At 69.6% G+C, this 13,296-nt stretch carries 9 protein-coding genes; 6 read left to right on the top strand and 3 right to left on the bottom strand.

Annotation, left to right across the window (positions count from 1 at the left end; translation table 11 throughout):
- Positions 1-186 precede the first annotated feature (186 nt).
- The gene (glnA2, locus tag QA861_RS35940) at positions 187-1,548 is read left to right on the top strand and encodes a gamma-glutamylpolyamine synthetase GlnA2 (protein WP_006382314.1); all 1,362 of its coding nucleotides are present in this window, start codon (positions 187-189) and stop codon (positions 1,546-1,548) included.
- Positions 1,549-1,644: 96 nt separating this feature from the next.
- Here glnA2 and QA861_RS35935 read toward each other — a convergent pair whose 3' ends face one another.
- Positions 1,645-2,085, bottom strand: coding sequence for a VOC family protein (locus tag QA861_RS35935; protein ID WP_334592901.1), 441 nt, complete (start codon positions 2,083-2,085; stop codon positions 1,645-1,647).
- A 224-nt stretch (positions 2,086-2,309) separates the two neighbouring features.
- On the opposite strand from QA861_RS35935, the gene QA861_RS35930 reads away from it, so the two are divergent.
- The gene (locus tag QA861_RS35930) at positions 2,310-5,351 is read left to right on the top strand and encodes a bifunctional [glutamine synthetase] adenylyltransferase/[glutamine synthetase]-adenylyl-L-tyrosine phosphorylase (protein WP_334592899.1); all 3,042 of its coding nucleotides are present in this window, start codon (positions 2,310-2,312) and stop codon (positions 5,349-5,351) included.
- On the opposite strand, the gene QA861_RS35925 is transcribed toward QA861_RS35930, so the two are convergent.
- Positions 5,333-6,268, bottom strand: a complete 936-nt coding sequence (locus tag QA861_RS35925) for a phosphatase PAP2 family protein (RefSeq protein WP_334592898.1) — start codon at positions 6,266-6,268, stop codon at positions 5,333-5,335. The two genes, QA861_RS35930 and QA861_RS35925, sit on opposite strands and share 19 nt — an antisense overlap.
- 204 nt (positions 6,269-6,472) lie before the next feature.
- Positions 6,473-7,507 carry a LacI family DNA-binding transcriptional regulator gene (locus QA861_RS35920; RefSeq protein ID WP_334592897.1) on the bottom strand — a complete coding sequence of 345 codons (1,035 nt, stop codon included), beginning with the start codon at positions 7,505-7,507 and terminating at the stop codon, positions 6,473-6,475.
- 393 nt (positions 7,508-7,900) lie between these two features.
- On the opposite strand from QA861_RS35920, the gene QA861_RS35915 reads away from it, so the two are divergent.
- The 4 genes from QA861_RS35915 (at position 7,901) to QA861_RS35900 (ending at position 13,137) form a co-directional block, all read left to right on the top strand.
- Positions 7,901-9,175, top strand: a complete 1,275-nt coding sequence (locus QA861_RS35915; RefSeq protein ID WP_334592895.1) for an extracellular solute-binding protein — start codon at positions 7,901-7,903, stop codon at positions 9,173-9,175.
- Between the two features lie 142 nt (positions 9,176-9,317).
- The gene (locus QA861_RS35910) at positions 9,318-10,322 is read left to right on the top strand and encodes a carbohydrate ABC transporter permease (protein WP_334592894.1); all 1,005 of its coding nucleotides are present in this window, start codon (positions 9,318-9,320) and stop codon (positions 10,320-10,322) included.
- Positions 10,323-10,341: 19 nt separating this feature from the next.
- A complete protein-coding gene (locus QA861_RS35905) occupies positions 10,342-11,244 on the top strand; it encodes a sugar ABC transporter permease (protein ID WP_334592892.1) in 903 nt (300 codons plus the stop codon).
- 219 nt (positions 11,245-11,463) lie between these two features.
- Positions 11,464-13,137, top strand: a complete 1,674-nt coding sequence (locus tag QA861_RS35900; RefSeq protein WP_334592891.1) for a glycoside hydrolase family 13 protein — start codon at positions 11,464-11,466, stop codon at positions 13,135-13,137.
- The last annotated feature ends 159 nt before the right edge of the window (positions 13,138-13,296 follow it).

Below are 13,296 nucleotides of genomic sequence, written 5' to 3'. Positions count from 1 at the left end.
GAACAGGCAAGATGAGGGGCAGAGCATGACACCCGCCGTGCGCGAGGCGTTCACCCCGGCGTCGGCCGGGTGATCAAGGTGCGCAACGCGCACGAAATGCGTGTGTGGTGTCATGCTCAGGTGCCCGACCGCCTTCCGTGGTGCGGGAGACAGGCGGCCTGACCAGCAAGGATGGGGAAGCGGAAGATGGACAAGCAGCAGGAGTTCGTGCTCCGGACACTGGAGGAGCGTGACATCCGGTTCGTCCGGCTGTGGTTCACGGACGTGCTGGGCTTCCTCAAGTCCGTCGCCGTGGCCCCGGCCGAGCTGGAGCAGGCCTTCGACGAGGGCATCGGTTTCGACGGCTCCGCGATCGAGGGATTCGCTCGCGTATACGAGTCCGACATGATCGCCAAGCCCGATCCGTCGACGTTCCAGATCCTCCCGTGGCGCGCGGAGGCCCCCGGCACCGCCCGGATGTTCTGCGACATCCTCATGCCGGACGGCTCGCCGTCCTTCGCGGATCCGCGTTACGTCCTCAAGCGCGCCCTCACGCGCGGCTCCGACCTGGGCTTCACGTTCTACACCCACCCGGAGATCGAGTTCTTCCTCCTGAAGGACAAGCCGCTGGACGGCAGCCGCCCGACCCCGGCCGACAACTCCGGCTACTTCGACCACACCCCGACCCACGTCGGCCAGGACTTCCGCCGCCAGGCGATCACCATGCTGGAGTCCATGGGCATCTCGGTCGAGTTCTCCCACCACGAGGGCGCCCCCGGCCAGCAGGAGATCGACCTGCGGTACGCGGACGCGCTCTCCACGGCGGACAACATCATGACGTTCCGCCTGGTCATGAAGCAGGTGGCGCTGGAGCAGGGCGTCAACGCGACGTTCATGCCGAAGCCGTTCTCCGAGCACCCCGGCAGCGGCATGCACACGCACCTCTCGCTCTTCGAGGGCGACCGCAACGCGTTCTACGAGTCGGGCTCGGAGTACCAGCTCTCCAAGGTGGGCCGGTCCTTCATCGCGGGCCTGCTGAAGCACGCGGCGGAGATCGCGGCGGTCACCAACCAGTGGGTGAACTCGTACAAGCGCATCTGGGGCGGCTCGGAGCGCACCGCGGGCGCCGGCGGCGAGGCCCCCTCGTACATCTGCTGGGGCCACAACAACCGCTCGGCCCTGGTCCGCGTCCCGATGTACAAGCCGGGCAAGACGGGCTCCGCGCGCGTGGAGGTCCGCTCCCTGGACACGGGCGCGAACCCGTACCTGGCGTACGCCGTCCTGCTGGCCGCCGGCCTCAAGGGCATCGAGGAGGGCTACGAGCTCCCCCCGGGCGCCGACGACGACGTGTGGGCCCTCTCCGACGCGGAGCGCCGCGCGATGGGCATCGAGCCGCTTCCGCAGAACCTGGGCGAGGCGCTCTCCCTCATGGAGCGCAGCGAGCTGGTCGCCGAGACGCTCGGCGAGCACGTGTTCGAGTTCTTCCTCCGCAACAAGCGCCAGGAGTGGGAGGAGTACCGCAGCGAGGTCACCGCTTTCGAGCTGCGGAAGAACCTGCCGGTGCTTTGAGGCTCCGCCGCGGGCCGTGATCACAGTCGCGGTCCGTGGGGGCTGGTCGCGCAGTTCCCCGCGCCCCTGAGGGGCGCGGGTGCTGACCTGCTTTTCTCAGTCGCCCGACTGCTCCGTCAGGAGTTGGTGCAGCGGCTTTCCGGCCCGCTGGCGGTACTCCTGGATCGCCCAGCCGTTGCCGTCGGGGTCCTTGAAGTACATGAACGTGGCGCCGTCGTCCGGTGAGTACCGCACCGGCTCCGACACCTCCAGACCGCGCTCGACCAGCTCGGCGTGGGCCGCCTTGATGTCGGCGACGCACAGCTGGAGGCCCTGGTACGAGCCCGGTGCGGGCGTCGGGCCGTCCATCGTGTCCCAGATGGTGTCGCCCAGCGCGATCGAACAGCCCGAGCCCGGTGGCGTGAGCTGGACGATGCGCATCCCCGGCATGACCTCCTGGTCGATGTCGACATGGAAGCCGGCCTTGTCGCGGTAGAAGTCCCGGGCCCGGTCGATGTCGCTCACAGGCAGCGGGATGACTTCGAGCGTGTACTGCATCGCTGGTCCTCCAGATCGCGTTCACGTCGCCCCTGACGGAACGGGTCCCCTCACCGAAGCCGAAAACCGTGCGGGGCGCCACCGAAACGACCACGTCGGTGGCGGAAGGCACCGTTCCGACCAGCGTGGACTTCGCTCCGGTCCGTCCGGCGCTTCCCGACGCCTCTCCGGTTACGCTCGTGGACGTACGACCTTGATCCGATGGAGCGACGGGAAGGCCCAGGATGATGGCGCCGGGGCGCAGGAGCAGTACCTTCACGCGGCTGCTGCGGCACGGTTTCACCGATCCCTCCGCCGCCGAGCGGCTCCTCGACAGCGCCGAGCTGGCGCCCCTGCGGGACGACCCGGTGCTGCTCGACGCGCTGGGCGCGACCGCCGACCCGGATCTCGCGCTGCTCGGGCTCGTCCGGCTCGCCGAGGCGCAGGACGGGCGGACCGCCCGCCACGAGCTGCTGGACACGGTGATAGCGGCCAAGCCGCTGCGCGACCGGCTGCTCGGGGTGCTCGGCGCCTCCGCCGCCCTCGCCGACCATCTGATCCGGCATCCACGCGACTGGCAGGCCCTCGCCATGTACGAGCCCAGGGATCTCCATCCCGGGGTGGAGGAGTTCGAGCGGGGGCTCGCCGAGGCCACCGACCCCGTGTCACTGCGCGTCGCCTACCGGCGCTGCCTGCTGTCCATCGCCGCCCGTGACGTCTGCGGCACCACCGACGTCGCCGAGACCGCCGCCGAACTGGCCGACCTCGCCACCGCGACCCTGCGCGCCGCCCTCGCCATCGCCAAGGCCGCCGCGCCCGACGACGCCGCACTGTGCCGGCTTGCCGTCGTCGCCATGGGCAAGTGCGGTGGCCACGAGCTCAACTACGTGTCCGACGTCGACGTCATCTTCGTCGGTGAGGCTGTCGACGGCGCCGACGAGGGGAAGGCGCTGCAGGCCGCCACCCGGCTCGCCTCGCATCTCATGCGGATCTGCTCCGAGACCACCATCGAGGGGAGCATCTGGCCCGTCGACGCCAATCTGCGCCCCGAGGGCCGCAACGGTCCGCTGGTGCGTCCCCTCAGCAGCCATCTCGCCTACTACCAGCGCTGGGCCAAGACCTGGGAGTTCCAGGCCCTGTTGAAGGCCCGCCCGGTCGCCGGTGACATCGAACTGGGGGAGGCGTACGTCGCCGCGCTCGCCCCCCTCGTCTGGCATGCCGCCGAGCGCGACAACTTCGTCGTCGACGTGCAGAAGATGCGCCGCCGCGTCGTCGAGAACATTCCCCTCGCCGAGGTCGAGCGGGAACTGAAGCTCGGGCCCGGTGGGCTGCGGGACGTCGAATTCGCCGTCCAGCTGCTCCAGTTGGTGCACGGACGCGCCGACACCTCCCTGCGCAGCGGGACCACCCTGGACGCGCTGGGCGCCCTCGCCGCCGGCGGGTACGTCGGACGCGCGGACGCCGTGCAGCTCGACGACGCCTATCGCTTCCTGCGGTCCATGGAGCACCGGATCCAGCTGTTCCGGCTGCGCCGCACCCACCTCGTGCCCGAGGACGAGGCCGATCTGCGGCGCATCGGGCGCTCACTGGGGCTGCGCACCGACCCGGTGGCCGAGCTGAACCGGGAGTGGAAGCGGCACGCGTCCGTCGTACGGCGGCTGCACGAGAAGCTCTTCTACCGGCCGCTGCTCGACGCCGTCGCCCAACTCTCCCCCACCCTCGAATTCCCTCGGGCGGGGGGACCCCCATCCGGCGAGACGAGGTTGAGCACCGGCGCGGCCCGGGAGCGGCTGGTCGCGCTCGGGTACGCCGATCCGGCCGCCGCACTCCGGCATCTGGAGGCGCTGGCCAGCGGGGTGAGCCGCAAGGCGGCCATCCAACGGACGCTGCTGCCCGTCCTGTTGGGCTGGTTCGCCGACTCCGCCGACCCGGACGCCGGACTGCTCAACTTTCGCAAGGTGTCGGACGCGCTGGGCCGGACCCCCTGGTATCTACGGCTGTTGAGGGACGAAGGAGCCGCCGCCGAGAACCTGGCCCGTGTCCTGTCCGCCGGACGCCTCGCCCCCGACCTGCTGATGCGGGCCCCGGAGGCCGTCGCACTGCTCGGCGACGGCGACGGGGCGAGTGGGCTGGAACCGCGTGAGCGGGACCACCTGGAGCAGGAGATACTGGCCGCCGTCGGACGCTCCGAGACCGGCGAACAGGGCGTGTACGCGGCGCGCGGTGTCCGGCGGCGCGAGCTGTTCCGTACGGCCGCCGCCGACATCGTCGGCTCCTACGGCACCGAGCAGTCGCCCGCCGAGGCCGACCAGGGCGCCCTGGTGGACCGGGTCGGCGCCGCGATCTCCGACCTCACGGCGGCCACCCTGGCCGGGACGCTACGGGCGGTCGTGCGGGACGGCTGGGGGGACACCCTGCCCACCCGGTTCGCGGTGATCGGCATGGGCCGCTTCGGCGGCCACGAACTGAACTACGGCTCCGACGCCGACGTCCTGTTCGTGCACGAACCCCGCGAGGGCGTCGACGAGCACGTGGCCGCCAAGGCGGCGAACGCCGTGGTCTCCGAGATGCGGCGACTCCTCCAAGTACCCAGCTCCGACCCGCCGTTGCTCATCGACGCGGATCTGCGTCCCGAGGGCAAGTCGGGGCCGCTGGTCCGTACCCTGACGTCGTACGAGGCGTACTACCGCCGCTGGTCCCTCGGTTGGGAGTCCCAGGCGCTGCTGCGGGCCGAAGTCGTCGCCGGGGACCTGGAGCTGGGGCGCCGCTTCATCGAGCTGATCGACCCGCTGCGCTACCCGGCGGAGGGGCTCGGCGACGACGCGGTGCGGGAGATCAGGCGCCTGAAGGCGCGTATGGAGTCCGAGCGGATGCCCCGGGGCGCCGATCCGACCCTGCACACCAAGCTCGGGCGGGGCGGTCTCTCGGACGTGGAGTGGACCGTCCAGTTGCTGCAGCTGCAGCACGGGTGGGTCGAACCGAGCCTGCGGACGACCCGTACCCGCGAGGCCCTCGCCGCCGCCTGCGCCGCCGAACTGATCTCCGGGGAGGACGCGGCCATACTGGACGAGGCGTGGGTCCTGGCCACCCGGGTGCGCAACGCCGTGATGCTGGTGCGCGGCCGGGCCGGGGACACCTTCCCCTCGGACGGGCGGGAGCTGGGCGCGGTGGGACGGTACCTGGGGTACGGGCCGGGCCATGTCGGCGACATGATCGACGCGTACCGGCGGACCACCCGACGGGCGCGCGGTGTCGTGGAGACGCTGTTCTACGGGACGTCGGCGTAAGGAACCGGTTCCGGCTCTTCCGTCGCGGTCACGGAGCCCCGCTTGACCGGGAGCAGCGGGCCGCCCCGCCCCCGCACCGGGACCAGTTTCGGAAGGGCGTACGGGAGCTTGCCGTACCAGAGGCGGGCCACCGTGAAGCCGAACGCCAGGCACATGAGGCCGCCCACCGCGTCCAGCCAGAAGTGGTTGGCCGTGGCGACGATCACCAGCAGGGTGGCCACCGGGTAGAGCAGCCCGAGAACGCGCACCCACGGGACACTGGCCAGCGCGAAGATCGTCAGACCGCACCAGGTGGACCAGCCGATGTGCATCGACGGCATCGCCGCGTACTGGTTCGACATGTGCTTGAGGTCGCCGGAGGCCATCGAACCCCAGGTGTGGTGGACCATCACCGTGTCGACGAAGTGGCCGCCGTTCATCAGACGGGGCGGGGCCAACGGATACAGGTAGTAACCGAGCAGGGCGACCACCGTGGTCGCGAACAGGGTCAGCCGCGTCGCCGCGTACCGGCCGGGATGACTGCGGTACAGCCACACCAGGACACCGAGAGTGACGACGAAGTGCAGCGTCGCGTAGTAGTAGTTCATGCCCACGATCAGCCAAGTCACCGAGTTGATCGCGTGGTTGACGGACTCCTCGACGGCGATGCCCAGGGTGTGCTCGATCTTCCAGAGCCAGTCCGCGTTGCGCAGCGCCTCGGCCTTCTGCTCCGGCACGGCGTTACGGATCATCGAGTACGTCCAGTAACTGACCGCGATCAGAAGGATCTCGAACCAGAGCCGTGGCCGGCGCGGAGTCCGCACTCGGCGCAGGAGTCCCCGGACCACGTGGCCGTTCCCCTCCGCCATGTCGTCCGTGACGGAATGTGGAGCGGCCCGGTCGTGGCCTTCCCTGGTTGTCACGGTCGATTCACCCATGGACACAGAGTCTGCCAGATACGGTCCCCTCCCAGATCATCCCCTGGTCCTGTCCGACCCGCACGTTCTACGGCGGGGTGACGGGGCCCGAACTACTACCAGAGGACTGCCCGAAGCAGGGCATTCTCCACCCTCAGGACGACCCTGCGGACGAGCGCGGGCAGCCGGGCAGGTCGTCGGGGAGCACGCCGGTTCGAGCAGGCCTCAGGGGCGAGCGCGGTCCCCGGGGGCCGAAGCAGTGGAACCCCGGACCACCAGTTCCGGCATGAACACGAACTCGCTGTGCGGGGCCGGCGTGCCGCCGATCTCCTCCAGCAGGGTGCGTACGGCGGCCTGGCCCATCGCCGGGACCGGCTTACGGACCGTGGTGAGGGGCGGGTCGGTGAAGGCGATCAGGGGGGAGTCGTCGAAACCCACGACCGAGACGTCCCGGGGGACCTCCAGGCCGCGCTGCCGGGCCGCCCGTATCGCACCCAGCGCCATCATGTCGCTCGCGCACACCACCGCCGTGCAGTCGCGGTCGATGAGCGCCATGGCCGCCGCCTGACCGCCCTCCAGCGTGTACAGCGAGTGCTGGACGAACCGTGTCTCGACGTCCTGCGCCGTCAGGCCCAGCAGATCCTGCATCGTCCGTACGAAGCCCTCGATCTTGCGCTGGACCGGCACGAAACGCTTCGGGCCCAGGGCCAGACCGATACGGGTGTGGCCGAGCGAGACGAGGTGGGTGACCGCGAGGTTCATCGCCGCGCGGTCGTCCGGTGAGATGAACGGCGCCTGCACCTTGGGGGAGAAGCCGTCCACCAGGACGAACGGCACGCCCTGGGCGCGCAGTTGCTCGTAGCGCTGCATGTCGGCGGAGGTGTCCGCGTGCAGTCCGGAGACGAAGATGATGCCGGCCACGCCCCGGTCGACGAGCATCTCCGTCAGCTCGTCCTCCGTGGAACCGCCGGGGGTCTGGGTGGCCAGGACCGGGGTGTATCCCTGCCGGGTCAGGGCCTGGCCTATGACCTGCGCCAGGGCGGGGAAGATCGGGTTCTCCAGCTCCGGGGTGATGAGGCCCACCAGGCCCTCGCTGCGCTGGCGCAGCCGGACGGGGCGCTCGTAGCCCAGTACGTCGAGGGCGGCGAGCACGGTCTGGCGGGTGGTGGCGGCGACGCCCGGCTTCCCGTTCAGGACCCGGCTGACTGTCGCTTCGCTCACCCCCGCCTGGGCGGCGATGTCGGCAAGCCGTGTGGTCACAGGGCTGGACTGTACCGGCCGGCCCTCGCCTTGCCCACCGAACGGACGCCGGGCACGGGCCGTCGAACGGCCCGCCGGACGGCCGGGCCGTCCGCTCGCCGCTGCGGGTTGCTGCGTCATCGCGCTCCCTCTTGGGTCTGGCGTGCGCCTGATCGGGCGTACATGGCAAGAGCTTGCAGAGTCTTGCACAACTGTCCCAGATCCCGCTGGACACCGGCAGAACAGGGGGTCAGGCCATTCCTCGGCAGAGGCTCGGCGGGTCACGACGAGGTAACTGTCGCCGGTTCTTGCACTTTTTTGCTGCAAGGTCTTTCGTCACGCTTACATCGCTGTTACGTTCACGTCGCCCGGCGGCGGCAACGGCGCGGCCGACTGACAACTTATGGAGAACTCATGCGGCGTGGCATAGCGGCCACCGCGCTGGTGGCGTCCCTCGCCCTCGCGGCGACGGCCTGCGGCGGAGACGACAGCGGCAGTGACAAGGCCGACGGTCCGGTCACCATCACCTGGTGGGACACCTCCAACGCCACCAACGAGGCGCCGACGTACCAGGCCCTCGTCAAGGAGTTCGAGGCCGCCAACAAGGACGTCAAGGTCAAGTACGTCAACGTCCCCTTCGACCAGGCGCAGAACAAGTTCGACACCGCCGCCGGTGCCTCCGGTGCCCCGGACGTGCTGCGCTCCGAGGTCGGCTGGACCCCCGCCTTCGCCAAGAAGGGCTTCCTGCTGCCGCTCGACGGCACCGAGGCCCTCACCGACGAGGCCAAGTTCCAGCCCAGCCTGATCGAACAGGCCAAGTACGAAGGCAAGACGTACGGCGTCCCGATCGTCACCGACACCCTCGCGCTCGTCTACAACAAGGCGCTCTTCACGAAGGCCGGCCTCACCGAGGCCCCCAAGACCTGGGCCGACCTGAAGACGGCCGCCGCCACCGTCAAGACCAAGACCGGCGTCGACGGCTACTGGGGCTCCACCCAGGCCTACTACGCGCAGAGCTTCCTCTACGGCGAGGGCACCGACACCGTCGACGCCACCGCCAAGAAGATCACCGTCAACTCGGCCGCCGCCCAGAAGGCCTACGGCACCTGGCTCGGCCTCTTCGACGGCAAGGGCCTGCACAAGGCGGACACCACCGCCGACGCCTACGCCCACATCCAGGACGCGTTCGTCACCGGCAAGGTCGCCGCGATCGTCCAGGGCCCGTGGGAGATCACCAACTTCTACAAGGGTGCCGCGTTCAAGGACAAGGCCAACCTCGGTATCGCCACTGTCCCGGCCGGTTCCAGCGGCAAGGCGGGCGCCCCGACCGGCGGCCACAACCTCTCCGTGTACGCGGGCTCGGACGCCGCGCACCAGAAGGCCGCGCTGAAGTTCGTCAACTTCATGACCTCCGCGAAGTCCCAGTCGCAGATCGCCCTGAAGAACTCCACGCTGCCCACCCGCGACGACGCCTACACCGCCGAGGTCAAGGCCGACCCGGGCCTCGCCGGCTACCAGGGCGTCCTCCCCGCCGCCCAGCCCCGCCCGGCGCTGCCCGAGTACAGCTCCCTGTGGGGGCCGCTCGACACCGAGCTGGCGCAGATCGCGGGCGGCAAGGAGTCCCTCGACAAGGGCCTGGGCAACGCGGAGACCGCGATCGCCAAGCTGGTCCCGGACTTCAGCAAATGATCGGCAAGTGACCCCGAATGGCCGTCGGAACCGCCCAGTTGGACCCGGGGGACGGTTCCGGCGGTCATCGGCCCTGCGCGGCCGTACCCCTTGGTCTCCCGAGACTTCCCGATCTTCCTGATCCTCCAGAAGGTGTCGAACCATGACAGTCGCCATCGACCGCGCGACCGGCAGGCGCCGGGGCGAGCCCGGGCAGCGCCCCGGACGGCTCGATCGCCTCAAGCACGCCTACCAGAAGTACTGGTACGCGTACGCGATGATCGCGCCCGTGGTCGTCGTGCTCGGCGGACTCGTGCTCTACCCGCTCGCGCGCGGCCTCTACCTGACGCTCACGGACGCCAACAGCCTCAACTCGGCGCGCACGATCGGCGTCAACCACATCGACGCCACCTACAAGTTCATCGGCTTCGACAACTACGCCGACATCCTGTGGGGCGACACCGCGTACGACCGCTTCTGGTCGCACTTCATCTGGACGATCGTCTGGACCGTGCTCTGTGTGGCCCTGCACTACAGCATCGGCCTCGGCCTGGCGCTCCTGCTCAACCAGAAGCTGCGCGGGCGCACCTTCTACCGGCTGATCCTCGTCCTGCCGTGGGCCGTGCCCACCTTCGTCACCGTCTTCGGCTGGCGGTTCATGCTCGCCGACGGCGGCATCATCAACACGATGCTCGACGCCGTGCACCTGCCGTCACCGCTGTGGCTGGAGGACACCTTCTGGCAGCGGTTCGCCGCGATCATGGTCAACACCTGGTGCGGGGTGCCGTTCATGATGGTCTCGCTGCTCGGCGGCCTCCAGTCCATCGACTCCACGCTGTACGAGGCGGCGGACATGGACGGCGCGAACGCCTGGCAGCGGTTCTGGTACGTCACCCTGCCGGGCCTGCGGTCCGTCAGCTCCACCGTCGTACTCCTCGGCGTCATCTGGACGTTCAACCAGTTCGCCGTCATCTTCCTGCTGTTCGGCAACACCGCCCCGGACGCGCAGATCCTCGTCACCTGGGCCTACTACCTCGGCTTCGGCCAACAGCCGCGCGACTTCGCGCAGTCGGCGGCCTACGGCATGCTGCTGCTGGCCATCCTCGTCGTCTTCACCTCCTTCTACCGCCGCTGGCTGAACCGCAATGAGCAGCAGCTCGCGATCTGAGGCAGGAGTGCCAACCCCCATGAGTGCCATGACAGTTCAGAAGTCCGCGAAGCCGGACCCGGCCGAGCCGGCCCCCGCCCCGCAGCTCGCACGCGCCCGACGCGGCCTCGCCACCACCCTCGCCTCCCACGGCATCCTGACCGTCGCGAGCCTGATCGCGCTCTTCCCGATCGCCTGGCTGCTCTATCTGTCCCTCGGCCCCGACAAGGACGACTACCTCCACCCCGGGGGCATCTGGGACAAGATGACGTTCGACAACTACTCGTTCGTCCTCCAGCACACCAACTTCTTCGACTGGATGAAGAGTTCGCTGATCGTCTCGCTCGGGACGACGGTCATCGGGGTGATGGTCGCGGCGACCACCGGCTACGCGGTCTCGCGGATGCGCTTCCCCGGCTACCGCAAGTTCATGTGGGTGCTGCTGGTCACCCAGATGTTCCCGATCGCCGTACTCATCGTGCCGATGTACCAGATCCTGTCGGACCTCCAGCTCATCGACAACTACTTCGGACTGGTCCTCGTCTACTGCTCGACGGCCGTGCCCTACTGCGCCTGGCTGCTCAAGGGATACTTCGACACGATCCCCTTCGAGATCGACGAGGCGGGACGCGTCGACGGGCTGACCCCCTTCGGCACCTTCGCGCGGCTCATCCTGCCGCTGGCCAAACCGGGCCTGGCGGTCGCCGCGTTCTACAGCTTCATCACCGCGTTCGGCGAGGTCGCGTTCGCCTCGACGTTCATGCTGTCGGACACGAAGTACACCTTCGCGGTCGGCCTGCAGAGTTTCGTCAGCGAGCACGACGCCCAGCGCAACCTGATGGCCGCCACCGCGGTACTGGTCGCGATACCCGTCTCGGCCTTCTTCTACCTGGTCCAGAAAAACCTGGTGGCAGGCCTGACAGCGGGCGGCACGAAGGGCTGAGCCCGGCCCGGCGAACTCCCGCGCGTCATCTGCCGCGCGGGAGGCGGACGCGGTGGCCATCCGACCCCGCTGCCACCGCGTCCGCCAATGTCCAACGGTTCGACCACGCCCCCGTCTTTCAGGGGCGCGGGGAACTGCGCGACAAGCCACAGCGCACCCGCAGCCGACAAACCGCAGAACCGCCCGATGCCCCGAACTCCGTTACATATCAAGGACGTTATGAGCCAGCACGACACCGCTCCGGCCCAGACCTCCACCAACGTCGCCGCCACCCCCGACTGGTGGCGCGACGCGGTGATCTACCAGGTCTACCCTCGCAGCTTCGCCGACAGCAACGGCGACGGCATGGGCGACCTGGAAGGCGTACGAACCCGGCTGCCGTATCTGCGCGACCTGGGCGTCGACGCCGTGTGGCTCAGCCCGTTCTACGCCTCCCCGCAGGCCGACGCCGGCTACGACGTCGCCGACTATCGGGCCGTGGACCCCATGTTCGGCAACCTCCTGGACGCCGACGCGCTGATCCGCGACGCCCACGAAGTGAACCTCAGGATCATCGTCGACCTGGTCCCCAACCACTCGTCCGACCAGCACGAGTGGTTCAAGCGGGCGCTGCGCGAGGGCCCCGGCTCATCGCTCCGGGACCGCTACCACTTCCGCCCCGGCAAGGGTGAGACCGGCGAACTCCCGCCCAACGACTGGGAGTCCGTCTTCGGCGGCCCGGCGTGGACACGGGTCACGGAGCCCGACGGCACGCCCGGCGCCTGGTACCTGCACCTCTTCGCGCCCGAGCAGCCCGACTTCAACTGGGAACACCCGGCAGTCGGGGACGAGTTCCGCTCGGTCCTGCGGTTCTGGCTCGACATGGGCGTCGACGGATTCCGTATCGACGTCGCACACGGCCTGGTGAAGGCGGAGGGCCTCCCCGACCTGGGAACCCACGACCAGGTCAAGCTTCTGGGCAACGATGTCATGCCGTTCTTCGACCAGGACGGCGTACACGCGATCTATCGGCAGTGGCGCGTGATCCTCGACGAGTACGCGGGGGCGAGGATCTTCGTCGCGGAGGCGTGGACCCCGACCATCGAGCGCACGGCGAACTACGTCCGCCCGGACGAACTCCACCAGGCCTTCAACTTCCAGTACCTGGCCACCTATTGGGACGCGGCCGAGCTGAAGGCCGTCATCGACCGCACCCTGGACGCCATGCGCCCGGTCGGTGCCCCCGCCACCTGGGTCCTCTCCAACCACGACGTCACCCGTCACGCCACCCGCTTCGCCAACGAGCCCGGCCTCGGCACGCAGCTCCGACTCGCCGGAGACCGCGCGCTTGGCCTGCGCAGGGCTCGGGCGGCCACCCTCCTCATGCTGGCGCTGCCCGGCTCGGCGTACGTCTACCAGGGCGAGGAGCTGGGCCTCCCGGACGTCGTCGACCTCGCGGACGAGGTCCGCCAGGACCCCGCGTACTTCCGTGGCGCCGGCCAGGACGGCTTCCGCGACGGCTGCCGGGTACCGATCCCGTGGACCCGCGAGGGTTCGTCGTACGGCTTCGGCGCGGGCGGCAGCTGGCTTCCGCAGCCGGGGGAGTGGGCCGAGTTGAGCGTCGAAGCGCAGACCGGCGCGCCCGGCTCCACCCTGGAGCTGTACCGCGCCGCGCTCACGGCCCGACGCGAACATCCCGGCCTCGGCGCGGGCGACTCCGTCGAGTGGCTTCGGGCGCCCCAGGGTGTCCTCGCCTTCCGACGCGGCGACTTCGTGTGCGTCGCCAACACGACCGGCGAGGCGGTCACGATCCGCGCGTACGGCGAGATCCTGGTCGCCAGCGCCGAGGTGACGGTGACGGACGCCGAGGCGAAGCTGCCGGCGGACACGACGGTGTGGTGGACGACCGGCTGATTGACGTGACCGACCCCGGCCCACCGTTCGCGCGGTGGGCCGGGTTGGCGTCTCAGAGGGCGCCGTACCGGCTCCGCGTGGCATCCCGGGTGAACTGGGCGAATGCACTGGGCGTGCTGAGCAGCGCGGGGCCTTCCGGTGCGAGGCCGGACACGGTCC

The organism is Streptomyces sp. B21-083 (assembly GCF_036898825.1).
GTDB lineage: Bacteria > Actinomycetota > Actinomycetes > Streptomycetales > Streptomycetaceae > Streptomyces.
Note: the sequence above shows the minus strand (reverse complement) of the source record. Positions and strands in the feature narration are given on the sequence as shown.